The sequence below is a fragment of the Kitasatospora sp. NPDC048298 genome, assembly GCF_043201465.1.
Classification (GTDB): domain Bacteria; phylum Actinomycetota; class Actinomycetes; order Streptomycetales; family Streptomycetaceae; genus Kitasatospora.
In genome coordinates this window covers 92,449-115,836 of the sequence record NZ_JBICYZ010000020.1, presented here as the reverse complement: position 1 = coordinate 115,836, position 23,388 = coordinate 92,449, and the positions used below count along the sequence as shown (strand labels likewise).

25 protein-coding genes are annotated in these 23,388 nt (G+C 73.5%); 9 read left to right on the top strand and 16 right to left on the bottom strand.

Features of this window, described 5'->3' with window-relative positions; all coding sequences use genetic code 11:
- Positions 1-60: 60 nt before the first annotated feature.
- The 3 genes from ACGF0D_RS17675 to ACGF0D_RS17665 form a co-directional block, all read right to left on the bottom strand.
- A complete protein-coding gene (locus ACGF0D_RS17675) occupies positions 61-1,353 on the bottom strand; it encodes a glycosyltransferase family 39 protein (protein ID WP_392867664.1) in 1,293 nt (430 codons plus the stop codon).
- A gap of 176 nt (positions 1,354-1,529) precedes the next feature.
- Complete coding sequence (locus tag ACGF0D_RS17670) at positions 1,530-3,203, bottom strand: RICIN domain-containing protein (RefSeq protein WP_392917082.1); 1,674 nt, start codon at positions 3,201-3,203, stop codon at positions 1,530-1,532.
- A 242-nt stretch (positions 3,204-3,445) separates the two neighbouring features.
- On the bottom strand, positions 3,446-3,685 hold the full coding sequence (locus tag ACGF0D_RS17665; RefSeq protein WP_392917079.1) for a chaplin: 240 nt from the start codon (positions 3,683-3,685) through the stop codon (positions 3,446-3,448).
- A 494-nt stretch (positions 3,686-4,179) separates the two neighbouring features.
- Here ACGF0D_RS17665 and ACGF0D_RS17660 point away from each other — a divergent pair, with 494 nt between their 5' ends.
- The 3 genes from ACGF0D_RS17660 to ACGF0D_RS17650 all read left to right on the top strand — a co-directional run bounded on the left by ACGF0D_RS17660 (position 4,180) and on the right by ACGF0D_RS17650 (position 5,293).
- A complete protein-coding gene (locus ACGF0D_RS17660) occupies positions 4,180-4,422 on the top strand; it encodes a chaplin (RefSeq protein ID WP_392917076.1) in 243 nt (80 codons plus the stop codon).
- 110 nt (positions 4,423-4,532) lie between these two features.
- Positions 4,533-4,802, top strand: coding sequence for a chaplin (locus ACGF0D_RS17655; protein ID WP_392867676.1), 270 nt, complete (start codon positions 4,533-4,535; stop codon positions 4,800-4,802).
- A gap of 113 nt (positions 4,803-4,915) precedes the next feature.
- Complete coding sequence (locus ACGF0D_RS17650) at positions 4,916-5,293, top strand: hypothetical protein (protein WP_392917073.1); 378 nt, start codon at positions 4,916-4,918, stop codon at positions 5,291-5,293.
- Between the two features lie 75 nt (positions 5,294-5,368).
- Here the strand turns inward: ACGF0D_RS17650 and ACGF0D_RS17645 are convergent, their stop codons facing one another.
- Entirely contained in the window at positions 5,369-6,031 is a 663-nt protein-coding gene (locus ACGF0D_RS17645; RefSeq protein ID WP_392917070.1) for a hypothetical protein, read from the bottom strand.
- Between the two features lie 301 nt (positions 6,032-6,332).
- Here ACGF0D_RS17645 and ACGF0D_RS17640 point away from each other — a divergent pair, with 301 nt between their 5' ends.
- The 3 genes from ACGF0D_RS17640 to ACGF0D_RS17630 all read left to right on the top strand — a co-directional run bounded on the left by ACGF0D_RS17640 (position 6,333) and on the right by ACGF0D_RS17630 (position 7,575).
- On the top strand, positions 6,333-6,677 hold the full coding sequence (locus ACGF0D_RS17640; protein WP_392867685.1) for a rodlet layer protein: 345 nt from the start codon (positions 6,333-6,335) through the stop codon (positions 6,675-6,677).
- 73 nt (positions 6,678-6,750) lie between these two features.
- A complete protein-coding gene (locus tag ACGF0D_RS17635) occupies positions 6,751-7,095 on the top strand; it encodes a rodlet layer protein (RefSeq protein WP_392867688.1) in 345 nt (114 codons plus the stop codon).
- A 210-nt stretch (positions 7,096-7,305) separates the two neighbouring features.
- Positions 7,306-7,575, top strand: coding sequence for a hypothetical protein (locus ACGF0D_RS17630; RefSeq protein WP_392917067.1), 270 nt, complete (start codon positions 7,306-7,308; stop codon positions 7,573-7,575).
- A gap of 65 nt (positions 7,576-7,640) precedes the next feature.
- Here the strand turns inward: ACGF0D_RS17630 and hemB are convergent, their stop codons facing one another.
- The 7 genes from hemB to ACGF0D_RS17595 form a co-directional block, all read right to left on the bottom strand.
- A complete protein-coding gene (gene hemB, locus ACGF0D_RS17625; protein WP_392917064.1) occupies positions 7,641-8,621 on the bottom strand; it encodes a porphobilinogen synthase in 981 nt (326 codons plus the stop codon).
- A 68-nt stretch (positions 8,622-8,689) separates the two neighbouring features.
- On the bottom strand, positions 8,690-10,339 hold the full coding sequence (locus ACGF0D_RS17620; protein WP_392867697.1) for a uroporphyrinogen-III synthase: 1,650 nt from the start codon (positions 10,337-10,339) through the stop codon (positions 8,690-8,692).
- Positions 10,336-11,343 (bottom strand): hydroxymethylbilane synthase, encoded by a 1,008-nt coding sequence (gene hemC, locus ACGF0D_RS17615; RefSeq protein ID WP_392867700.1) that lies wholly within the window; start codon positions 11,341-11,343, stop codon positions 10,336-10,338. The genes ACGF0D_RS17620 and hemC overlap by 4 nt, the downstream gene beginning before the upstream one ends.
- A 41-nt stretch (positions 11,344-11,384) precedes the next feature.
- Positions 11,385-12,725, bottom strand: a complete 1,341-nt coding sequence (locus ACGF0D_RS17610) for a glutamyl-tRNA reductase (protein ID WP_392867703.1) — start codon at positions 12,723-12,725, stop codon at positions 11,385-11,387.
- A 25-nt stretch (positions 12,726-12,750) separates the two neighbouring features.
- Entirely contained in the window at positions 12,751-13,647 is an 897-nt protein-coding gene (locus ACGF0D_RS17605) for a redox-sensing transcriptional repressor Rex (protein WP_392917096.1), read from the bottom strand.
- Positions 13,648-13,754: 107 nt separating this feature from the next.
- Positions 13,755-14,504, bottom strand: coding sequence for an exonuclease domain-containing protein (locus ACGF0D_RS17600; protein WP_392867706.1), 750 nt, complete (start codon positions 14,502-14,504; stop codon positions 13,755-13,757).
- Between the two features lie 171 nt (positions 14,505-14,675).
- Positions 14,676-14,969 carry a glutaredoxin family protein gene (locus ACGF0D_RS17595; protein ID WP_392867709.1) on the bottom strand — a complete coding sequence of 98 codons (294 nt, stop codon included), beginning with the start codon at positions 14,967-14,969 and terminating at the stop codon, positions 14,676-14,678.
- A gap of 102 nt (positions 14,970-15,071) precedes the next feature.
- Between ACGF0D_RS17595 and ACGF0D_RS17590 the strand changes: the two genes are divergently transcribed.
- The 3 genes from ACGF0D_RS17590 to ACGF0D_RS17580 all read left to right on the top strand — a co-directional run bounded on the left by ACGF0D_RS17590 (position 15,072) and on the right by ACGF0D_RS17580 (position 19,057).
- Positions 15,072-16,118: an HAD family hydrolase gene (locus ACGF0D_RS17590; RefSeq protein ID WP_392917061.1), complete on the top strand. Its 1,047-nt coding sequence runs from the start codon at positions 15,072-15,074 to the stop codon at positions 16,116-16,118.
- Between the two features lie 616 nt (positions 16,119-16,734).
- Positions 16,735-17,508: an ECF subfamily RNA polymerase sigma factor, BldN family gene (locus ACGF0D_RS17585; protein ID WP_392868757.1), complete on the top strand. Its 774-nt coding sequence runs from the start codon at positions 16,735-16,737 to the stop codon at positions 17,506-17,508.
- Between the two features lie 265 nt (positions 17,509-17,773).
- Positions 17,774-19,057 (top strand): DUF5667 domain-containing protein, encoded by a 1,284-nt coding sequence (locus ACGF0D_RS17580; RefSeq protein WP_392917058.1) that lies wholly within the window; start codon positions 17,774-17,776, stop codon positions 19,055-19,057.
- An 82-nt stretch (positions 19,058-19,139) separates the two neighbouring features.
- Here the strand turns inward: ACGF0D_RS17580 and ACGF0D_RS17575 are convergent, their stop codons facing one another.
- From ACGF0D_RS17575 to ACGF0D_RS17555, 5 genes are all read right to left on the bottom strand, one after another.
- Positions 19,140-20,147 carry a lysophospholipid acyltransferase family protein gene (locus tag ACGF0D_RS17575; RefSeq protein ID WP_392867718.1) on the bottom strand — a complete coding sequence of 336 codons (1,008 nt, stop codon included), beginning with the start codon at positions 20,145-20,147 and terminating at the stop codon, positions 19,140-19,142.
- A gap of 7 nt (positions 20,148-20,154) precedes the next feature.
- Positions 20,155-21,270 (bottom strand): NAD-dependent epimerase/dehydratase family protein, encoded by a 1,116-nt coding sequence (locus ACGF0D_RS17570; protein ID WP_392917056.1) that lies wholly within the window; start codon positions 21,268-21,270, stop codon positions 20,155-20,157.
- Between the two features lie 148 nt (positions 21,271-21,418).
- The gene (locus tag ACGF0D_RS17565; RefSeq protein ID WP_003948845.1) at positions 21,419-21,517 is read right to left on the bottom strand and encodes a 30S ribosomal protein bS22; all 99 of its coding nucleotides are present in this window, start codon (positions 21,515-21,517) and stop codon (positions 21,419-21,421) included.
- 191 nt (positions 21,518-21,708) lie between these two features.
- On the bottom strand, positions 21,709-21,918 hold the full coding sequence (locus tag ACGF0D_RS17560) for a helix-turn-helix domain-containing protein (RefSeq protein WP_045699258.1): 210 nt from the start codon (positions 21,916-21,918) through the stop codon (positions 21,709-21,711).
- Positions 21,919-22,154: 236 nt separating this feature from the next.
- Positions 22,155-23,351, bottom strand: a complete 1,197-nt coding sequence (locus ACGF0D_RS17555) for an acetoin utilization protein AcuC (RefSeq protein WP_392867725.1) — start codon at positions 23,349-23,351, stop codon at positions 22,155-22,157.
- Between the last annotated feature and the right edge of the window lie 37 nt (positions 23,352-23,388).

The window sequence follows — 23,388 nt, the reverse complement described above, 5'->3', positions numbered from 1 at the left end:
TCCGAGGTTAGCAACGGCCCATCTGCTGCCGGATGATCCCGTTGCCAACCAACGCCGGGTCTACGGGATGCCCAACTCGAACAGCGCATACCCGGCGTACCAGCCCGCCGCGAGGACCGGCATCGCGAGCAGCCCGGCCAGCGAGGAGGTCCGCACCCGGCGCAGCGCCACCGCCAGGCCGATGCAGAGCGGGAAGGCGGGCAGCAGGTAGCGCGAGATGTTGCCGAAGATCTGGTTGCTGCTCAGCGCGGTGGCGATGGTGAGCGCGGTGTAGACCCACAGCACCAGCGGCGGCCGGGTGCGCCAGAGCAGCACCAGCAGTCCGGGCAGGGCCATCAGCAGGGCGATCGCGATCAGGTCCGGGACGGGGTTGGACTGCCAGAAGGTCCAGTGGCCGGTGATCACGTCCATGATCGTGCGCAGGGTGGAGGCGCCGCCGTCGAAGTAGCGGTTCCAGGCGCCCTGCTGGAGCTTGAAGTAGCCTCCCCAGTCGCCCATCCGCCAGCCGACCCAGGCGATGTAGCCGATCAGGCCCCAGGGGGTGATCAGCATCGCGGTCAGCGGGCGGGCCACCCCGTCGGTGCGGCGGACCAGCGCGACCAGCGCGGCGATCGAGACGGCGGCGATCAGCGCGGCGGCGGTCGGCCGGTTGAGGCCCGCCACCAGCGCCAGCAGGCCGGCCGCGAGCCAGCGGCGGGTCATCACGCAGTAGCAGGCCCAGGCGGACAGCGCCACGAACAGCGAGTCCGAGTAGACCGCCCACTCCACGCCGGAGCCCGGGAACAGGCCCCAGAGCACCGCGGCGATCACGCCCGCCCGGCGGCCGCCGAGCCGCTCGGCGACCGCGAAGATCCCGGCCGCGGCGACCAGCGAGGCGAGCACCGAGACCACGATCCCGGAGCCGTACGGGCCGAGCCCGGTGACGGCTCCGACCAGCCGCATCAGCCAGGGGTAGAGCGGGAAGAAGGCGGCGGAGTTCTCGTAGTAGGTGGCCAGCGGGAAGCCGTGCAGCGGGATCAGCTGCGGGTCGTACCCGTTCTCGGCGATCCGCTGGTACCAGACGCCGTCCCAGGTGCCCAGCACGTCCCAGGCGTTGGCGCCGCCGCCGCGGCCCGGCTGCTTCTTCAGGTAGTCGCCGGTGTGCGAGAGCAGCAGCATGAAGACGGTCAGGCCGATGGCCTTGACCACCGCGTACGCGCCCAGCGCGGGCGCGAAGCGGTCCACCAGCGCCCCGAACCGCCCGGGCGCCCGGCCCGCGCGCTCCTCGGAGGCCTCCGCGCGCGCCGTCTCGGACGCCGTCTCGGGCACGTCGGGCTGGGTGCTGGACGACTCGGTGCTCGATGCCGTGCTCATCTGGTCTGGGTACTCCCCGCCCCGCTCGTGGTCCGCGCGGCTCCGGCGCAACGATTTTCCCGTGAGCCTACGGCACGCCTCCGGACCGGGAACCCCCTGGAGCCCCGGACCCGGGCGGGAACGGGGCCGCCGCCGCCCCGGGCGGGGACGGCGGCGGCCGGAGGATCCGGGGTGGATCAGCCGTGGACGTAGACGATGCCGAGCTTGGTCAGCTGCCAGAGCTGGCCGGCGGCGCCGGTGTCGGTGGCGAGCTCGACGTAGGGGTTGCCCTTGGCGTCGAGGGTGCTGCCGACCGCCAGGACCTTGCCCTGGTCCTGGGAGTCGGCGATCTTGTAGCGGCCGTCGCCGGCCGGCTTGAACACCCAGCGCTGGTTGCCGCCGCCGTTGCAGCCCCACTGCTGGATCCGGGTGCCGGGGGCGGTGGAGGCGGCGTTGGCGTCCAGGCACATGTCGCGGTTGCCGCTGAAGTCGACCTCGTAGCTGCCGCCGGCCTTGGCCTCCAGGACGAAGGACTGGTTGAGCCCGCCGGTGGCCGGGTAGCTGATCGCGGCCCGCCCGTTGGTGGAGTCGCCGTAGCTGCCGCCGCCGGTGAGGTCGAGCGCGTTGCCGGTGGCCGCGTTGGTCAGCTGGTACCAGGAGCCGTCCTCGGGGACGTCGCCGAACGGCTGTCCGGGGCTGAGCGGCTGGATCGAGGTGGCGTTCTGCTGGTTGAGCGTGCAGTACGCCTGCGCCAGCTCGGGGCGGGAGTAGAACTGGCCGAGGCAGACGCCCTCACCGCGGTAGCCCGCCACCCGCAGGTGGTACGACTGGCGGATCATGTTCATGCACAGCCCGGGGATGCCGATCTGCGAGTCGCAGCCGTTGCGCACCCACTCGGAGAGGTTGATGACGTCCCCGTTGGTGTACTCGTACGGGGAGCTCGTCCACTCCGCGCAGACCTCGTGCCCGAAGGCGACCCGCCGCTGGTCCAGGTAGCGGACGCCGGGCACCTGCTCGGCCGCGCCGCGCAGCGCGTCGCTGAGGGTCGGCACCACCCAGTTGTGCCCCCAGGCGAGGTCCTCGGGGAAGGCCGGGCAGCCGTCGGCGACCTTGCCGACGTAGTCGTTGCGCCGGATGTCCGGGGTGATCGGGTTGAAGTACGACTGGTAGACCAGCTGGTACGAGGAGTCGGCGTAGCCGGCCCTGCGCATGGTCTGACGGATGTTCTGGAGCGCCGCGATCACCTTGGGCTGGACGCCCTTGGCGCGCCGGCGGATCTCGTCGCTGCCGATGGTGTCCCGGCAGCCCTGGTCCTTGGGGATCGGGAAGTACTGCGCCAGGCAGTGCATCATGATGCCGCTGAAGTCGAAGTCGTCGTTGGCGCCGATGGTGACGACGACCATCTTGACGTCGTACTTCGCCGCCGTGTCGGCCAGCTTGACGTCCTGCTTGGGCTCGCCGAAGTCGCCGCTGCCCTGGCCGGTGATCTTCGCCAGCTCCGGGTCGCTGACCAGGTCGCCGGTCTGGGCGCCGGAGCAGGCGAGGTCGATCGGGGTGACCCCGGGGATGTCGGTGACGAAGATCTCCGACTTGGGGTGGCGGTGGCAGTAGTTGGTGGGGCTGTCCGTCTCCGGGAAGTAGCCGTCGTTGGTGTCGGTGCCGGCGCCCTCCCCGGAGATGGCGCTGTCGCCGAGGGCGACGATCGCGGCCGGACGGGTGGCCGCGGGCGCGGCCGGGGCGGGGTCGGCCAGGGCGGCGGGGGCGCCGGCCAGGCCGAGGGTGGCGAGGAGGGCTCCGGTGGCGAGCAGCGCGGCGCACCGGGACGCGCCCGTGCGCGTTCGCCGCGCCGCCGACAGTGGGGACCTGGTCACACGCGACTCCTTGCGGGGGTGGGGGACCGCCCTGGCGGGGAGCCGAGCGGTGCGGAGCAAGAGAGGAGCAGGAAAGGTGAGCAGGTCTCGCATTCTAGGAACTGACAAGTAACACAACAAGACTCGCGACATCGCCGGGAACTGACGGACCGCCGGATTCCGGGCAAGCGAAGAGCCGCCGCCCCGCGCCCCAGGAGGGAGGCGCGGAACGGCGGCTCGTACCGGCCGAACCGGGTGCGGGCTCAGCCCACGTTGGCGCACTTGTTGCCGAACGCCGGGTTCAGCAGGCCGACGACGTCGATGGTGTTGCCGCACAGGTTCACCGGGAGGTGCACCGGGACCTGGACCTGGTTGCCAGAGACGACACCGGGGGAACCGGCGGCGACACCCTGCGCGCCGGAGCTGGCCATCGCGGTACCGGCGCCGGTGGCCACGATGCCCACCACGGCCGCGCCGACGGCGGCGGTCTTCTTGATGCTCATACGAGCCTCCTGACTGTTCGACAGATATGCACGGGGAGTGCGACATCAAGAACGAGACCCCACCAGACCGGTTGCGACGGGCCCCGCACTGTCACCCATCCGGCGCAATCGGGTCGCCTGCAGCGGCATTCGGGTGATGGGCGGATCGGACCGTTTCCCCTCGGGCGGCGTCTCGTTCTCCCTCACGGAACCCGGTCTCCACGGCCCCCACGCGGCGGGCCTCCCAAACCCGGCGTCCGGCAACCCGTGCCGGAACGCCCGACCGGAATTCCACCTGGTCGCGCCTTTATCCGAGCTTTTCCCGGCCGTGCGGGAATCGTTTCGGGAGGCAATGCGACCGCGCAGCCGCGGCCGCGCCCCAGCCATGGGCGAAACACGGCGGCGTGCGCCGACCGAGTGACAATCACGGCAATCCCTGAAGCCTTCGGGTGAGTATTCGTGCTCGCCCGGCTCCCGACATTCCCCTTCCGTCGGGCAGAAATCGGAGGAATGACATGCGTAACCTCAAGAAGGCCGCGGCCCTGTCGCTGGCCGTCGGCGGCCTGGTGCTCGGTGGCGCCGGTGGCGCGGTCGCCAGCTCGGGCGCCGAGGGCGTCGCCGCCGGCTCCCCGGGTGTGCTCTCGGGCAACCAGATCCAGGTGCCGATCCACCTGCCGATCAACCTGTGCGGCAACAGCATCGACATCATCGCCCTGCTGAACCCGGCCTTCGGCGCCGAGTGCGCCAACATCGGCTGAACCCGCGGTCGCCGCACCGGCGACAGCTGATTCACCCGAGCCCGTGCCGCGCCCCGCAGCGCCGGGGCGCGGCACGCTCAACCCGTGTGTGATCGAGGAGATCAACCCCCATGCAGAACATGAAGAAGGCCGCCGTCCTCTCCGCCGCCGCCGCCGGCCTGGTGCTGGGCGTGGCCGGATCCGCCGCCGCCAACTCGTCCGCCGAGGGCGTCGCCGCCGGCTCCCCCGGTGTCGTCTCCGGCAACCAGATCCAGGTGCCGCTCGACGTCCCGATCAACCTGTGCGGCAACACCATCGACATCGTCGGCCTGCTGAACCCGGCGTTCGGCGGCAAGTGCGCCAACGTGGAGCTGCCGCCGCACGCCGACGACGACTGCTGATCCCCGATCGGCACGCGTTCCGGCCGTCCTGCCCCCCGACCAGCCGGCCGGGGGGCAGTTCGGCATCCCCGGACAGCCGTCCGGGCTCCCCGATCCACCGAAGGGTGATCACGATGGTTTCGAAGAAGAGCGCGGCCGTCCTGACCGTCGCCGCGGGCGCCGCGGTGCTGTTCGGCGCCGGTTCGGCGCAGGCCGCCACCGCGCCGGGCGAGGCGGCCCCCGGCTCGGCCACGCTGGCCAAGACCGACGTCGGCCAGGCCCTGAACGGAACGACCACCGGCCTCGGCTACGGCATCGCGCCGATCAAGAGTCTGCGGCTGGACCCGTGGGCGAACTCCGCGGCCGACTTCCTCAACAACGGCGCGGCCCTCCAGCCGGACCAGGGCCTGCCCTCGGTCGGCACCGGGACGCTGACCGGCCCGCTGAGCGCCGGCGGCGGCGTCAAGGACCTCCCGCTGGTCGGCGGGCTGACCGGCCTCCTCCCCGGCTGAGCCCCCTCCCGGGCGTACGAGAAGCCCGGCATCCCGCCGCGCGGTCGGGGTGCCGGGCTCCCGTACGCCCGCGGGCTAGGACCGGGTGAGGTCGGTCAGGCCGGTCTGCTCCACCACGCCGCCGGTCATCACGGTGGTGGTCCCGGCCAGGGCGCCCGCCGCGTCGGTGAGGGAGAGCCGGCTGTCCTCGCCGCCCAGGCTGGCCTTGGCCCCGGGGACCACCTGCACCGCGCCGGCGATCAGGCGGGGGTCGATCTCGTCCACCTTCAGCCGGCCGTCGGCGAGCTGTCCGGCGCCGTCCTGGGCGAGGGCGAGCGGCTGGCCGAGGGTGAGCCCGGGGGTCTTGGCGTGCAGCGGCGCGGCCGGGGCGTCCAGCAGCACCTTGCCGAGGTCGGCGCTCTGGTCGACCAGCGGGAGCGGCAGCTCGGCGTCGGCGCTCGGGCCGACCTTGCCGGTGCCCAGCTGGGGGACGATCTGCTCCGGGAGCAGTTGGCCGCCGGTGCTGGTGGTCGGGCCCGGCACCGGCGGCATCAGCAGCGAGGTCGGGATGCCGGCCGTGAGGTGACTGCCCAGCGGGGCGAGCGGGACGTCCGCCGGGACCTGCTGGGTGGCCAGCGCGTCCTCCAGCGCGCCGACCTGGTCGAGAGCGGCGGGGGCGGCGGAAGCCGCTCCCTGGGAGGCGAGCACACCGGCACCGACCGCCAGCAGCATCGCGCCGGCCCGCTTGGAGAACTTCATGCTTTTCACCGTTCTGCTGTCCGTACTGGAGATCACTGGAACGGCTGCGGGGGGCCGCAGCCGGAAAGCGATCTGCTCAACGAGTGAGCGGGAGCACGGATTGCACCGGTTAACCGGTTCGGGTTAATAATCCGACCGGATTCCCGTCGGCGCCGCGCCTCCGGGACTCTTTTCAAGAATCCCCGTAACCTTCCGTGCCGTCGTTCTTTGATCTGGACGTCAGTGACTGCAGACCGGGTCTGAGCGTTCTCAGCGTTGTACGCACGGAATCCAAAGAGCATTTTCAGAGAGGGATCTCGCCATGATCCAGAAGTCCTTCGCCGCCGCCGGCCTGGCCGTCGCCGCGCTGGCCGGTGCCGCCGCGCCCGCCTACGCCATCGGCGACGCGGACGGCGCCGCCGCCTCGATCGAGGGCAACGGCGGCACCAACTTCACCGGCACGGTCGGGAACAACAGCCCGAACTTCCACTTCCTGGACAACCCGAACATCTGCCTGCCGGAGATCCACAACATCGCCGTCGGCGTGCTCGGCGTGGCCGTCCCGGTCGAGGTCCCGGTCGCCAACACCGGTGGCAAGCAGTACTGCACCATCGGCCAGGGCACCCAGAGCCAGGGCGACGGCGGCGTGTCCCACCTGATCGGCTGACGGCTCCCCGCTCTGCTCTCCCTGTACCACCCCACGAATCGCTCCCCGATTCACCCCGAGAGGAAAACCGGAAATGATCAAGAAGACCCTCACCGCGGCCGGCCTGGCCGCCGCCGCGCTCGCGATGTCCGCGGGCTCGGCCTCCGCCATCGTCGACTCGGACGGCGCCGCCACCTCCGTCCAGGGCAACGGCGGCACCAACCACACCGGCACCACGGGCAACGGCAGCCCGAACAGCCACGTTCTGGACAACCCGAACATCTGCCTGCCGGAGATCCACAACATCGCCGTCGCCGTCGTCGGCGTCGCGGTCCCGGTCGAGGTGCCGATCCTGAACAGCACCCCGAAGCAGATCTGCGACGTGGGCCAGAACACCCAGTCCTCGGGCGACGCGGGTGTCTCGCACCTGATCGGCTGATCACGGGGCATGGCACGGACGGAGGGCCCGGGGAGGAACGTCTCCCCGGGCCCTCCGGGCTGTGCGGACGAAGTGTCCGGCCGGCCGCGGCAGCGCGGTCCGGACGGGTGAACGCGTCCCGGCCCGGCGCACGGGGCGCCGGGCCGGGACGCCGGATGTGATCACGTGTCAGAGCGCCCGCGGGGGCGCTCCGAGAGAGAGGGCAGTTCCATGAAGAGCAAGCTGGCCAAGGCCGCCCTGACCGCCGCCGCCGCTCTGGCGCTCGCGGGTGCCGCCACCCCGGCCTTCGCCCACGTCGGCCTGGCCGGTGGCGGCGAGTTCGTCGCCTCCGCCGACCAGCCGTTCGCGGCCGCCGAGGGCTTCGGTGTCGCCCACGCCGGCGACGTCGTGGCCGGCGGCTTCGGTGGTGGCGCGGCCACCGCCACCGACCTGATCGGCGGCGGCGCGGGCTTCGCCCACGCCGGCAACGTCGGCATCTAGCGGGAAACCCGGAAGGCCGGGCCTCCCCCACGGGGGCGGCCCGGCCTTCCGTCGTGCGGAGTCCGCTACTTCAGCATCGCGGCGGCTTCGAGGGCCCAGTAGGTGAGGATCTGCTCGGCGCCCGCGCGGCGGATCGAGGTGAGCGTCTCCATGATCATCCGCTCCCGGTCGATCCAGCCGTTCGCGGCGGCCGCCTCGACCATCGCGTACTCGCCGGACACCTGGTACGCGGAGACCGGCACCGGGGAGGCGTCGGCGATCTGGCGCACGATGTCCAGGTAGGACATGGCCGGCTTGACCATCACCATGTCCGCGCCCTCGGCGATGTCCTGCTCCAGCTCGCGCAGCGACTCGCGGGCGTTGGCCGGGTCCTGCTGGTAGGCCTTGCGGTCGCCCTTGAGCGAGGAGCCGACGGCCTCGCGGAACGGGCCGAAGAAGGCCGAGGCGTACTTGGCGGTGTAGGCGAGGATGCCCACGTCCTGGTGCCCGGCCTCGTCCAGCGCCCGCCGGATCACGCCGATCTGGCCGTCCATCATGCCGGACGGGCCGACCAGGTGGACGCCGGCGTCGGCCTGCACCCGGGCCATCTCGGCGTAGCGCTCCAGGGTGGCGTCGTTGTCGACGCTTCCGTCGGCGGCCAGCACGCCGCAGTGGCCGTGGTCGGTGTACTCGTCCAGGCAGAGGTCCGACATGATCACCAGGGAGTCGCCGACCTCGGAGACCACGTCCCGGATCGCCTGCTGGAGGATGCCGTCCGGGTTGGTGCCCTCGCTGCCGATCGCGTCCTGCACCTCGGGGACGCCGAACAGCATGAGGCCGCCCAGGCCCGCCTCGGCCGCGTCCACCGCGGCCTTGCGCAGGGTGTCGCGGGTGTGCTGGACCACGCCCGGCATCGAGGTCACCGGGACGGGCTCGCTGACGCCCTCGCGGACGAACAGCGGAAGGATCAGCTCCGCCGGGTGCAGCCGGGTCTCGGCCACCAGGCGGCGCATCGCCGGGCTCTGTCGCAGCCGGCGCGGACGTACGTACGGGAATTCAGCGGACACGGCTTCTCTCTCCGAACGGTTGTGCAGTACCGGGGGCGACGGTCGGCCGCCCCCGGCCGTGAGGGATGTCAGCGGGCCTTGCGGCGGGAGCCGGGACGGCGCTCGCTGGGCCGGTAGACCGGCTCACCGGCGGCCGTCGCGGTGTCGCGCCGCTTGGCCCCGAAGTCTGCCAGCGCCTGGGCCAGCGCGGCCGCCGACGGCGCCGGGGCCATCACGTCGACCCGCAGGCCGTGCTCCTCGGCGGTCTTGGCGGTGGCCGGGCCGATGCAGGCGATGACGGTGACGTTGTGCGGCTTGCCCGCGATGCCGACCAGGTTCCGGACGGTCGAGGACGAGGTGAACAGCACCGCGTCGAAGCCGCCGCCCTTGATCGCCTCGCGGGTCTCGGCCGGCGGCGGCGAGGCGCGCACCGTCCGGTACGCCGTCACGTCGTCGACCTCCCAGCCCAGCTCGACCAGGCCGGCCACCAGGGTCTCGGTGGCGATGTCGGCGCGCGGCAGCAGCACCCGGTCGATCGGGTCGAAGACCGGGTCGTACGGCGGCCAGTCCTCCAGCAGGCCGGCCGCGGACTGCTCGCCGGAGGGCACCAGGTCCGGCTTCACGCCGAAGTCCACCAGCGCCTGCGCGGTGGTCTCGCCGACCGCCGCGACCTTGATCCCGGCGAACGCGCGGGCGTCCAGGCCGTACTCCTCGAACTTCTCCCGGACGGCGCGCACCGCGTTCACCGAGGTGAAGGCGATCCACTCGTAGCGGCCGGTGACCAGGCCCTTGATGGCCCGCTCCATCTGCTGCGGGGTGCGCGGCGGCTCGACCGCGATGGTCGGCACCTCCTGCGGCACCGCGCCGTACGAGCGCAGCTGCTCCGACAGGCCGGTGGCCTGCTCCTTGGTGCGCGGCACGAGGACGTTCCAGCCGAACAGCGGCTTGGTCTCGAACCACGAGTGCGAGGCCCGGTGGGCGACCTGCTCGCCCACCACGGCTATCACCGAGGTGGCCGGGTCGACCGGGGCGGAGACCGGCGAGGGCAGCACCCGGGCGGCCTTCAGGTCGGCCGCGATGCCGGACAGCGTGGAGGTGAAGGTCCGCTGGCGGGTGGTGGTGCCGGAGAGCGTGGCGCTCAGCGCCGACTCCGGCTTGCGGCCGCCCGCGACCAGGGCCGCGGCGGTGGCGGGCAGCTGACCCAGGGTGGTGCGGACCACCAGGGTGGTCTCCGGCACCCCCAGGTCCACCGGGCCGCCGGCCAGCAGCGCGGCGCCGTCCACGAAGCGCACGTCGGTGCCGGAGCCGGCCCGCAGCGGGACGCCCGCGTACGCCGGGACGCCGACCGACTGGGCGACGCCCGGGATCACCTCGAACGGGATCCCGTCGCCCGCGCAGCTGAGCATCTCCTCGGCGGCGCAGCCGTCCAGGCCGGGGTCGCCGTCGACGGTGCGGACCACGTGCTTGCCGGAGCGGACGGCCTCGGCGACCAGCTTGGCCAGGTCGAAGTCGGCGCCCTCGGCGACCGGGGCGTGCACCAGCACGCCGGCCGGACAGTGGCTGCGTACGGCGGCGGCGGTCAGCGGGTCCGCGACCAGCACGTCGGCGGTGGACAGCACCTCGACCGCGCGCAGGGTCAGCAGGCCCGGGTCCCCGGGGCCCGCGCCCAGGAAGGTGCACCGTCCGGTGGCGGGCTGTCCCGCCGGGAACAGGGCGTCGGTGGCGGCGGTGGGGCTCATCGGGCTCGCTCCCCCATCAGGGCGGCCGCGCCCGCGGCGAGCAGCCGGTCAGCCAGCGCGCGGCCGAGGGCCGCCGCCTGCTGCTCGGCGTTCTCGTCGAGGACGATCGGACCGTTGGCGGACATCTTCAGCAGGGCGGTTCCGTCGGGGTCGCCGACCACGCCGTCCAGCCGCAGTTCGTTCTCCCGGCCCCAGGTGGCCAGCGCGGCCACCGGTGCCGAGCAGCCGGCCTCCAGGGTGGCCAGCAGGGCGCGCTCGGCGGCCACGGCGACCCGGGTGGGGGCGTGGTCCAGCGCCGCGAGCGCGGCGGTCAGCGCGGTGTCGGCGGCGGTGCACTCGATCGCGAGCGCGCCCTGGCCGGGAGCCGGGATCATCACCTCGGTGTCGAGGTGCTGGGATATCTCGGCGCTGCGGCCGAGCCGGTTCAGGCCGGCCGTGGCCAGCACCACCGCGTCCAGCTCGCCGTTGGTCACGAAGCCGATCCGGGTGTCCACGTTGCCGCGGATCGCGACGGTCTCCAGCTGGACGCCGCGGGCGGCGGCCCAGGCGTTCAGCTGCGCCATCCGGCGGGGCGAGCCGGTGCCGATCCGGGCCGGACGGCCGGCGCCGGCCAGCTTCTCCACCAGCTCGTCCAGGGCCAGGCCCTCGACCGCGACCAGGGCGTCCCGGACGTCCTCCCGCTCGGGGACGGCGGCCAGCGCCAGGCCCTCGGGGGCGGCGGTGGGCAGGTCCTTGAGCGAGTGCACGGCGAAGTCGATCCGGCCCTCCAGCAGCGCGTCGCGCAGCGCGGAGACGAACACCCCGGTGCCGCCGATCTGCGCCAGCGACTCCCGGGAGGTGTCGCCGTAGGTGGTGATCTCGACCAGCTCGACGGGGCGCCCGGTGACCCTGGTCACCTCGCGGGCCACCATGCCCGACTGCGCCATGGCGAGGGCGCTGCGCCGGGTGCCGAGCCGCAGGGCCGCGGTGGCCGAGGGCTGCTCCGTGATCGGTTGACCATTCATGAGGTGATCGTCCCGGTGGTACTCGTGGGATGGCTGACGGTTCATCTGGTGCCCCCGGCCGAGGGCTGGGGCGCGCCGCCGACGGGCGTGCCCGACACGGCGTGCACGGCCGCCGGGTCGAGGTCGAACAGTTCCCGCAGCGCCTCCGCGTAGGAGGCGCCGCCGGGCTCGGCGGCCAGCTGCTTCACCCGGACGGTCGGGGCGTGCAGCAGCTTGTCGACGACGCGGCGGACGGTCTGGGTGATCTCGGCGCGCGAGCGCTCGTCCAGGTCGGGCAGCCGGGAGTCCAGCCGGCCCAGCTCGGCGGCGACCACGTCGGAGGCCATCGAGCGCAGCGCGACCACGGTCGGTGCGATCCGGGCGGCCCGCTGGGCGGCGCCGAAGGCGGTCACCTCGTCGGAGACGATCCGGGTGACCTGGTCGACGTCGCCGGCGCCGGGGCTGGCGGCGTGCGCGTGGGAGAGGCTCTCCAGGTCGACCAGCAGGGCGCCGGGCAGCTCGTGCACGGTGTGGTCGACGTCGCGCGGCATGGCCAGGTCGAGCAGGGCGAGCGGCTCGGGCGACCGGCGGGAGGCGACCGCGGCGGCCACGTCCTCGGCCCTGATCACCACGCCGGCCGCGCCGGTGCAGGAGATCACCAGGTCCACGTCGGCGAGCGCCTCCGGCACCTTGGCGAGGTCCAGCACCCGGGCCACGTCCGGGCCGAGGATCTCGACCAGCCGCTCGGCGCGGGCCGGGGTCCGGTTGGCGATCAGCAGGTCGGTCACGCCGGAGCGGACCAGGGTGGCGGCGGCCAGCGAGCTCATCGAGCCGGCGCCGACCACCAGCGCGCGCTTGCCGGCGATCTCGCCCGCGCCCGCCGCGACCTGCTCCAGGCCGAAGGTGACCAGCGACTGGCCGGCCTTGTCGATGCCGGTCTCGCTGTGCGCCCGCTTGCCGACCCGCAGCGCCTGCTGGAACAGCTCGTTCAGGCCGCGCCCGGCGGTGTGCTCGTCCTGGGCCTTGGCCAGCGCGTCGCGCAGCTGGCCGAGGATCTGGCCCTCGCCGACCACCATCGAGTCCAGGCCGCAGGCCACCGAGAACAGGTGGTGGACGGCGCGGTCCTCGTAGTGGACGTACAGGTGGGAGGTCAGCTCCTCCAGGTCCACCCCGCTGTGGTGGGCCAGCAGCAGCGACAGCTCGGCGACGCCGGCGTGGAACTTGTCCACGTCCGCGTACAGCTCGATCCGGTTGCAGGTGTTCAGCAGCGCGGCCTCGCCCACCGTCGCGGTGGCGGCCGCGTCGTGCAGCAGCCGGGTCGGTACGTCACCCGTCAGCGCGGCGCGCTCCAGCACCCCGACCGGGGCCGTGCGATGGCTCAGCCCTACGACGAGAAGGCTCATGCCCGCCCCCCACAGCTCTCGGTGTTCATGCGGGCATCACCGCGGAGAGATCCCCGTCGCCGCCCTTGGCGGACTTTCCCTCGGCCTGCTCGGCCTGGTCCTTGGCCGTCGGCTCGACGGCGCCCCGGGCCTTGCCGCTGCCGCCGGCCGCGCGGCGCAGCTTGGCGGCGGCCGCCCGGACCGGACCGGGGGCGCGGTCCAGCACCGACTCGGCGCGGTCGTCCGGCTCCTCGCCGGCCTTGCGCTGCTCGTGGAAGGCGAGGATCTGGAGCTCGATGGAGAGGTCCACCTTGCGCACGTCCACGCCGTCCGGGACGGTCAGCACGGTCGGGGCGAAGTTCAGGATGCTGGTGACGCCGGCCTCCACCAGCCGGTCGCACACCTGCTGGGCGGCGCCGGGCGGGGTGGTGATCACGCCGATGGAGACGTGCTGGCTCTCGACGATCGACTCCAGCTCGTCCATGTGCCGCACCGGAAGTCCGGCCGCGGTGGAACCGACCACGTGGGGATCGGCGTCCAACAGGGCGGCCACCCGGAAACCGCGGGAGGCGAACCCGCCGTAGTTGGCGAGCGCGTGGCCGAGGTTCCCGATGCCGACGATGACGACCGGCCAGTCCTGGGTCAGGCCGAGTTCGCGGGAGATCTGGTAGACGAGGTACTCGACGTCGTAGCCGACGCCGCGGGTGCCGTAGGAGCCGAGGTAGGAGAAGTCCTTGCGCAGCTTGGCCGAGTTCACGCCGGCCGCGGCGGCCAGCTCCTCGGAGGAGACGGTCGGCACCGAGCGCTCGGAGAGCGCGGTGAGGGCCCGCAGATAGAGGGGCAGGCGGGCGACCGTCGCCTCCGGGATTCCCCGGGCACGCGAGGGTCGGCGCGCGGCGCCCTGGTCGGGCGTCTGCGAACTGCTCTGTGGTGATCGGCCGATTGCCACGGTGCTCCTGTGGGTGAAGCTGGGCTTTGACAGCCAGGCTATGCGTTTGTGAACGTGTGCACAAAGATGGTGTCCGTTTTGTCCCCGCACAGTGATGCGCATCACGCCATCGAACCCATAGCACCGGAGTGGGTCAGCAGCACCTCCGGGGCCTCGGAATCCGGCAGCCAGGGGCCGTACGGAGCCTCCCGGCGCAGCAGCGGGACAGCGGCCGCGGACGGGCGGGAGCGGGCCCGTCCCAGCCGGGGCCAGGGCACCCGGGCGGCCTCGCGCAGCGGGCCGGTCCAGTCGTCCGGCGGGCAGGACGGCGCGTCCAGGCAGTGCAGCAGCAACTCGGCGGTCACCCGGGCGTCGCCCAGCGCGGTGTGCGCCGGGTACCAGCCGAGGCCGGCCGCCTCCGCGCAGGCCGCCAGGCCGTGGCCGCGGGCCTGAGGCAGGTGGGCGCGGGCCAGCCGCATCGTGCACAGCAGCGGGACGGGCGGCAGCGGCACCCCGATCCGGGCGAACTCGCGATCGAGGAAGGCGTGGTCACAGCTGACGTGGTGGCCGACCAGCACCCGGCCGGCCAGCAGCTCCAGCAGCCGCGGGGCGATCTCGCGGAACCGCGGGGCGCCCTCGACGTCGCACTGCCTTATCCGGTGCACATGGGTCGGGCCGACCGGGCCCAGCGGATCCAGCAGGGTGGCGAACTCCCCCTCGGGGCGCAGCCGCTCGTCGAGCAGCACCACCGCGACCTCGACCACCCGGTGCCGCCACGGGCTGCGGCCGGTCGCCTCCACGTCCACCACGGCGAAGCCCCGGGGACTCCCGGACGGGACTCCGGGCGTGCCTGGGACAGGGCCGGGAAGCATGGCGCACTCCTCGTGTGCTCAGCCCCCCACGGGCGCAAACGCGTTCGATCGTAAGCCGACCGACCCGCCCCGCCCCAGGCCGCAGCGGCGTGTCATCGGCAACGATTCGGCGAACCGACCCCGCCGTCCGGCGGGGGTCGGTGTACGGACGAACGCCGGGTCAGAAGCCGCTCAGCCACCCAGCGCGGTGCGCAGCCGGCGCTCGTCGACCCGCCAGAAGTCGTGCTGGCGGCCGTCGATCAGGGTGACCGGAATCTGCTCCCAGTAGCGGCGGTACAGCTCCTCGTCCTGGGTGATGTCCCGCTCCTCGAAGGACGCGCCCAGCTCCCCCGTCACCCGGAGGATCACCTCGCGCGCCTCGTCGCACAGGTGGCAGCCGGGCTTGCCGACCAGGGTCACGGTCCGGTCCGCGGGCCGGGGGCTCTTACGTCGCAGCAGTGGGCTCACCGTCCCATTCTCCGCCATCGCCCCCACCCGCCCCGGGGGCCGGCACCCGGTGGAGCTGTTCACCTCGCGGGCACGGCTCCGTCACGGTCGCCAGGCGGCCGGCTGGCTATCCTCGATGACATGGCCGTGCTCAGAAGGCTCACCCAGGCAAGGCGTTCCAGCAGCGAGCGGAGCGCCCTGGCCGGCGAAGCCGCGGCCGAGGCGGCCGAGGCCGCGCTGCGGGCCGAGCCCGGGCCGGCACCCGCCCCGGGGCCGGAGGGCGACGCCGGAACGGCCGGCGCCGGGACGGAAGACACCGGGACGGAAGGCGCCGGGACGGAAGCGCCGGCCGCGGGCAAGTCCGGCAAGGCCCCCAAGGCCCCGGCCGGGAACCACACCCCGGACCAGGACGACCCCCGCGCCGCCGCCTTCTTCGACTGCGACAACACCATCCTGCGCGGCGCCGCGATCTTCTACCTCGGCGTCGGCCTCTACCGCCGCGGCTTCCTCACCCACCGCGACATCGCCCGCTTCGCCTGGCAGCAGGCCTGGTTCCGGCTGCACGGCGCCGAGGACCCGGAGCACATCTCGGACGCCAAGCAGTCCGCCCTCGGCATCGTGGCCGGCAAGCCCACCGCCGACCTGGAGGCGATCTGCGAGGAGATCTTCGAGGACGTCGTGGCGGACAAGATCTGGCCGGGCACCCGCGCCCTGGTCCAGATGCACCTGGACGCCGGCCAGCGGGTCTGGCTGGTCACCGCCGCCCCGCTGGAGGTGGCCCGGATCATCGCCCGGCGGCTCGGCATGACCGGCGCGCTGGGCACCGTCGCCGAGGCCACGGACGGCCACTACACCGGCCGGCTGGTCGGCGACCTGCTGCACGGTCCGGCCAAGGCCGCCGCCGTCCGCGCGCTGGCCCGGCGCGAGCGCCTCGACCTCGACCGCTGCGCCGCCTACAGCGACTCGGCCAACGACATCCCGATGCTCTCGCTGGTCGGCCACCCGTACGTGGTGAACCCGGACGGCGCGCTGCGGCGCCACGCCCGCGCCCAGGGGTGGCGGGTGCGGGACTTCCGGACCGGGCGCAAGGCGGCCCGGGTGGGGCTGCCGGCGGCGGCCGCGCTCGGGGTGCTGGCCGGCGCGGCGGCCGCCGGGGTGGCGCTGAACCGACGGCGACGGCGCGGCTGAGACCGCCCGGGAGGCCGCCCGGGGGCCGTCCGAAGGCCGCCCAGGAGCTGTCCGGGCGGCCTCGCCCTGACGAGTGAGCGGGCGTCAACAGGGCCTCTGACCTGGCCCCTCTTACGGGCGAACTCCCCCGCACCGCACGGCAGTCCGGGCCGCCTGCACGAACCTGTCGCCGGGTGACCGGTTCTGATCGTTCGCCAGTCCGGGAAAGTCGGGGATTGCCGAGCCCCAAGGCTGGGAAACCGCCCCCCAGGCCGCCGAATTGGTCACCCTGGGCGCCCGTTCGATCACGTTGAGCCGGATGAACGATGACAGCTCCGGTCGGTATCAGCCGAATATGCACAACAAATGGATCCCAAACGACCACTTCGACCACACGGTGTAGCTGTCATTGCACAAAGCGTTATTCTCTCCTGGATGCACGCCACCACGCGTCCCGCTCGAACGGACGCCGCGGGGGTGCTCTCCGCGCAGGCGGAGGTGATCCGTCCACAGTTCTGCCTCTGGGAGTCCCGTGTACCCACCCGTCCGGAACGACGCGCCTGCACCCTCCCGCCCGTCGTCCGCGCCCCTGCGCCCCCGCACCGGCCTGCGCGGCCGGCCGACCGTCGAGCGGCAGATCTCCACCGGCCTGGACCTGTTGCGCACCCTGCTCCGCACCCAGCTCCCCACCTCGCCCCAACTGGCGCTCGCCGGAGGATCGTTCGGCCAGCCCGCGGCATCCGGCCCGGCGCTGCGCACCACCGCCGCCGGCTCGGCCGGCACCGGCTCACGCGGCCGCACCGGCAGCGCGGGCACCGGCCGGGGCCGCACCCGGACCGCGCCCAGCCCCGGCTACGAGACCGAGCACAACCCGATCATGGAGCTGGTCGAGCGGGCCCAGGCCGGCGAGAGCGAGGCCTTCGGCCGGCTCTACGACCACTACGCGGACACCGTCTACCGGTACATCTACTACCGGGTCGGCAGCCGGGCCACCGCCGAGGACCTCACCAGCGAGACCTTCCTGCGCGCCCTACGCCGGATCGGCACCTTCACCTGGCAGGGCCGGGACTTCGGCGCCTGGTTGGTCACCATCGCCCGCAACCTGGTCGCCGACCACTTCAAGTCCAGCCGCTTCCGGCTGGAGGTCACCACCGGCGAGATGCTCGACTCCAACGAGTGCGAGCGCAGCCCGGAGGAGTCGGTGCTGGAGTCGCTCTCCAACGCCGCCCTGCTGGACGCGGTGCGCCGGCTCAACCCGCAGCAGCAGGAGTGCGTCACCCTGCGCTTCCTGCAGGGGCTCTCGGTGGCCGAGACGGCCCGGATCATGGGCAAGAACGAGGGTGCCATCAAGACCCTCCAGTACCGCGCCGTCCGCACCCTGGCCCGGTTGCTCCCGCCCGACGCGCGATGAGCCGCGCCGAGGACGGCACCGGCGCCATACGCCCTACCGGGCCGTCATCGTTCGCGCCCGGCCGACACGTCAGGGTGAACGGTCGGTCCGATGATCAGCCGTGCGTAACCGACCGCCCGCACCGCTCGTTTTCCAGCGTGCAAGCCCCCACCAGGCGGACGGTCAAGTCGAATTGCGGCCTATCACCCGATGGAGTGGCTTTGGCCAGCCGGGGCAACCGTCCGGCAGGCCGGGGTGTCGACAACGACGAAGGGAGGTGTGGCCCGTGACGGCAAACGTGCTTGAGCACCGGCGGGCGAAGGCCTTCGCCGAGGCGCTGGAGGCCCACCAGGCGGAGCAACGCGCTGCGGCCAACACCGAATCGGACAGCGCCGCTGTCACCGGCGCCGGTCCGGTCGCGATGGCCGAACTGGTCGGTCTGACCGATGCGCTGGGGGCGCTGCCCGGGCCGGTGCTGGACCGGGAGGTCCGCACGGTCCAACGCGCCCAGCTGATGGCCGCGTTCGAGCAGGCCTTCGCCGGCGGGGCGGGCACCGCGGTGCCCCGCCAGCGCCGCCACCGGGCGATCCGGACGGCGCCGCGCGGCCGCTGGAGCCGCCGGTTCGCGATCGGCGGGCTGGTCGCCGGGCTCGCCGTCGGCAGCCTGGCCGGCGCCGCCGCGGCCAGCTCCAACGCCCTCCCCGGGGACACGCTGTACGGCCTCAAACGCGGGCTGGAAGGGCTCCGGCTCGACCTCGCGGGCTCCGACTCCGAACGCGGCGAACTGCTGCTCGACAACGCGGCCACCCGGCTCGGCGAGGCCAAGACGCTGGTCGGCCGCACCGGCCCGGCCGGCGCCCTCAGCCCGGCCACCGTCGAACAGGTCCGCCGCGCCCTGGACGACATGCACGCCGACGCCCTCAAGGGCCGCGAGCTGCTGCGCTCGGTCTACCGCAGCAACGGCTCCCTCGACCCGATGCGGGCCCTGGCCGGCTTCGCCCACGACGAGGACGGCCGGTGGAGCGAGCTGCAGGGCAAGCTGCCCGTCCAGCTCACCCGGCAGGCCGACCTGGTGAACCGGCTCTTCGACGACATAAGCGAGGACGTCGCGCCCCTGCGCCTGGTCCTGCCCCCCGCCCAGGGCGGCGGCGCGACCGGCACCGGAGCGGGCGACGGCTCGGCCCACTCGACCGGTGGCTCCCCGGCCGGCTCCCCGGCGGCCGGCTCCGGCACCGACCAGGCCCCGGGCTCCGGCGCCGCCGGCAACCGCCCCGGCGCCACCGAGCACCCCCCGGCCTACCCCGGCTCCGGAGCCTCCGGCAACGGCGGCAAGGGCGGCGTCCTGCCGGACACCCTGCCCAGCAGTGCCCCGGACGCCGTCAACGGCCTGGTCGGCGGCCTCACCAACGGCCTCACCGGCACCAGGCCCTCACCGAGCGCCGACGCGGCCCCGCCGCAGGCGCCGCAGCAGGCCACGCCCAGCGCCCCGAACGCGGCCCAGCCGCAGGGCGTCGAGGTGCCGCCGCTGCTCCCCGACCTGCTGCCCGGTCTGCGGATCCTGGGCGGCTGACAGCAGGGCGGTGGGGGCCCGGCGGAGTGCGATATCCGCCGGGCCCTCGCCGTGTCCGGGCGACGCCGCTCGGCGGGGTCCGTCAGAAGAACACCGAGCGCCGCTGCACCAGCAGCTGGTAGAGGCTGTGCTGGATGGTCTCGCGCACCTCGTCGGCCAGGTCGAAGACCAGCATCGGGTCGTCCGCCGCCTCCGCCGGGTAGGCGTCGGTGGCGATCGGCTCGCCGAAGCGGATCGTCCACTTGGCCGGCAGCGGCAGCATCCCGAGCGGGCCCAGCCAGGGGAAGGTCGGGGTGATCGGCACGTACGGCAGGCCCAGCAGCCGGGCCAGCGTCTTCACGTTGCCGATCATCGGGTAGGTCTCCTCGGCCCCGACGATCGAGCAGGGCACGATCGGCACCCGCGCCCGCAGCGCGGAGGCGACGAAACCGCCGCGGCCGAACCTCTGGAGCTTGTAGCGCTCGGAGAACGGCTTGCCGATCCCCTTGAAGCCCTCCGGCCAGACCCCGACCACCTCGCCGCGCTCCAGCAGGGCCTGGGCGTCCTCGTTGCAGGCCAGCGTGTGGCCGGCCTTGCGGGCCAGCTCGTTGATGCCGGGCAGTACGAAGACCAGGTCGGCGGCGAGCATCCGCAGGTGCCGCCGGGCGGGGTGGTGGTCGTGGATGACCACCTGGGTCATCAGGGCGTCCAGCGGGATCGTCCCGGAGTGGTTGGCGACGACCAGCGCACCGCCCTCGGCCGGGATGTTCTCCACGCCCTGGACGTCGATCCGGAAGTACTTCTCGGCCAGCGGGCGCAGCAGCGAGAGCAGCACCTCCTCGGTGAGCTCCCGGTCGAAGCCGAACTCGTCCACCTCGTAGTCGCCGGTCACCCGGCGGCGCAGGAAGGCCAGCCCCTCGGCGGCGCGGCCCTCCCAGCCCTTGCCGAACAGCCGGGTGGCGGCCTGGCCGAGCGGCCCGGACAGCGCCCCGCCGACGGCCTCGGCGAGCCGGTCGGCCGGTTTCGGCCCCTCGGGTGAGGTCCAGCTGGGGGCGGACTCGATCGGGATGACCCTGGCCTCGCCCGGCGCGTTCTCGGCTGCGGCACTCATCGCGGGTTCAGCTCCTCGGTCGGCGGGGGCGGTTCTGCAGGGCGTCCGGTCCGGTGGCGGGCCCAGCGGCGCGCTCCGGGCCGAGCAGGGCGGTCAGCCGGTCGGCGACGGCGGCCAGCCGCTCGGGCGGCAGCAGGCCCGGGCCGCGGGCGGCGGCGAAGTCGGCGAAGGCCTCCGGCGTGCTGAACGCCGGACGGTAGCCGAAGGTGTCGCGCAGCCGCGCGGTGTCCACCACCCGGCCGTGGGTGAGCAGCCGCAGCTGCTCGGGCGAGACGTCCACCAGCCGGCTCTGCCGGGCGAGCACGGCCATCCAGCTGACGGCGGGCAGCAGCAGCGGCAGGGTGGGCCGGCCGAGCCGGCGGGCGCACTGGGAGAGCAGCAGGACGCCCTCCCCCGCCACGTTGAAGGTCCCGGTGTTGACGGTGCCCGGCGCGGGCTCGTCGGCGGCCCGGCAGAGCACCGCGACGGCGTCGTCCTCGTGGACGAACTGCAGCCGCGGGTCGTAGCCGAGGACGGTCGGCAGCACGGGCAGGGCGAAGTACTCGCTGAGCGGGGTGTCCGCGTCGGGGCCGACGATGTTGGCGAAGCGCAGCACCGTCACCGCGACGTCCGGGCGGCGGCGGGCGAAGCCGCGCACATAGCCCTCGACCTCCGACGCGTCCTTGGCGAAGCCGCCGCCGGGCGGGTCCTTGGGCTGCATCCGCTCGCTGAACACCGCCGGGTCGCGGGGCGCGGAGCCGTAGACCCCGGTGGTGGACTTCACCACCAGCCGGCGCACCCCGGGGGCCTTCTGGCAGGCGCCGAGCAGCTGCATGGTGCCGATCACGTTGGACTCCTTCACCGCGGAGCGGTTGGTGGAGCCCAGGCCGGTGGCGCTGACGCTGAGGTGCACCACGGTGTCCACCCGGTGCTCGGCGAGCACCCGGGAGAGCGCCGGACGGCGCAGGTCGAGCTGGTGGAAGCGGTACGGGGCGGCCGGACCGACCGGCTCCCCGGGCGGCAGCCGGGGCGGCTGCACGTCCACGCCGACCACCAGGTCGACGCCAGGACGGCGGCGGACCTCGGCAACGAAGCGGGCACCGAGATGGCGTGCCACGCCGGTGACGAGCACGACCACGCCCACGGTGCTGCCCCCATTTCCCGGCCCCGGCGGCCTGCGTGCACCGTACCGCGCCGCCCCACCGGGCCGTGAAACGACACCGCCCGCCCAGGCCGTGACGGCCTGGGCGGGCGGTGGAAGCGCTGGGCGCGCCAGGCGCGGCCGGGGGCGCTTACTTCTTGTTGCGACGCTGAACGCGAGTCCTCTTCAGAAGCTTGCGGTGCTTCTTCTTGGCCATACGCTTGCGACGCTTCTTGATGACAGAGCCCACGGAACAACCCTCGCTCACTGAGACTCTCGCCCGTGAGAGACGGAGTCCATACGACTGACGTGAGGGCCTAGCCTACCTTCCGGTTGCCCGGGGCTGTAAATCGCGCCCCCGGCAGCCGGAGAACTCAGGGGAAATCCCCGGCGAACGGGTGCGGGGCCCACCGGTGTGGACCCCGCTCCCGCGCGCCCGCGCTACGCGCTCTCGAGCCGCACGTAGGACTCCTTGAGGTACTCGTGCACCGCCTGCTGGGGCACCCGGAAGGACCGTCCGACCCGGATGGCCGGCAGCTCTCCGCTGTGCACCAGCCGGTACACCGTCATCTTGGACACCCGCATGACCGCGGCGACCTCCGCCACGGTCAGGAAGACGACTTCCTGAAGGGGGCGCTCGACGGAACTCATGACCATCACCCGACCCTTACCCGTGTGCAAGGCACCGGCTTCCCCTCCGGTGACTCCACCGGCACACGTGTATCCCCAGAGTAGTTATGGGTGGTACCAGTGGGAAGAGGGGAAGTGCAGTCCTCGTACGGTGAGAGATAGGACTGTTGCAGTACGTAGCCGACCGGCGGATGGCACCGCTCGGCGTACGCACGGCCCCGCCGGGACGCGGCCCGGGCGCGGCCGGGAAGGCGGATTCAGGCCAGCAGTCCGTGCAGCGGGAACACCGCTCGCCGGGTGGCGAGGATGGCCTGATCGAGCCGGTCGGCCGGATCGTAACCCGCGTCGAAGTCGCGCCAGACCGGGCGGGCGCCGTCGGTCATCCGCAGCGGGGCCGGGCGGCGGGTGCGGCGGTAGACCTCGGCGCGCCAGGACTCCGGGGTCTCGGTGGCCGGGTCGACGGGCCGGGCGGCGGCGGTGGCGACCAGGTGGGTCCAGGTGCGCGGGACGACGTCCACCACCGCGTAGCCGCCCCCGCCGGTGGCCACCCAGCGGCCGCCGGCGTACTGGTGGGCGAGGTCGTGCAGCGTCTCGGCGATCAGCCGCTGTGCGTCCACGGTGACGGCGAGGTGGGCGAGCGGGTCCTCCAGATGGGTGTCGGCCCCGTGCTGGGTGACCAGGACCTGCGGCCGGAAGGCGTCGAGCAGTTCGGGCACCACCGCGTGGAAGGCGCGCAGCCAGCCGGCGTCGCCGGTGCCGGCTGGCAGCGGGAGGTTGGCGGCGGAGCCGGGGGCGTCCTCGCCGCCGGTCTCGATCGACCAGCCGGTCTGCGGGAAGAGCGTGGCGGGGTGTTCGTGCAGTGAGACGGTGAGCACCCGGGGGTCGTTCCAGAAGGCCGCCTGGACGCCGTCGCCGTGGTGCACGTCCACGTCCACGTAGGCGACCCGCTCGGCGCCGAGTTCCAGCAGCCGGGCGATGGCCAGCGCCGGGTCGTTGTAGACGCAGAAGCCGGAGGCCTTGCCGGGCATCGCGTGGTGCAGCCCGCCGGTGAAGTTGACGGCGTGCGGGGTCTCGCCGCGCCAGACCGCCTCGGCGGCGGCCACGGACTGGCCGGCGATCAGCGCGGAGGCCGAGTGGATCGCCGGGAAGGACCAGTTGTCGTCGGTGCCGAGTCCGTGCAGCGGGTCGGATCGTTCGGGGTGGGCGGCGGCGTTGCGGACCGCCTCGACGTACTCCCGGGTGTGCACCAGCCGGAGGGTGGACTCGCCGGCGGGCGGTGCGGCCCGGACGGTCACCCCGGGCCCGCTGCTCAGCCCGAGGTCCTCGACCAGGCGCATGGTGAGGGCCAGCCGGGTCGGGTCCATCGGGTGGCCGGGGCCGAAGTCGTAGGCGGTGACGGCCTCGTCCCAGAAGAGGTGCAGGCCGCAGGGGGTGTCACGCTCGGCTTCGGGCATGGCCTCCACCGTAGCGGGTGGCGGTGGCCGGACCGCT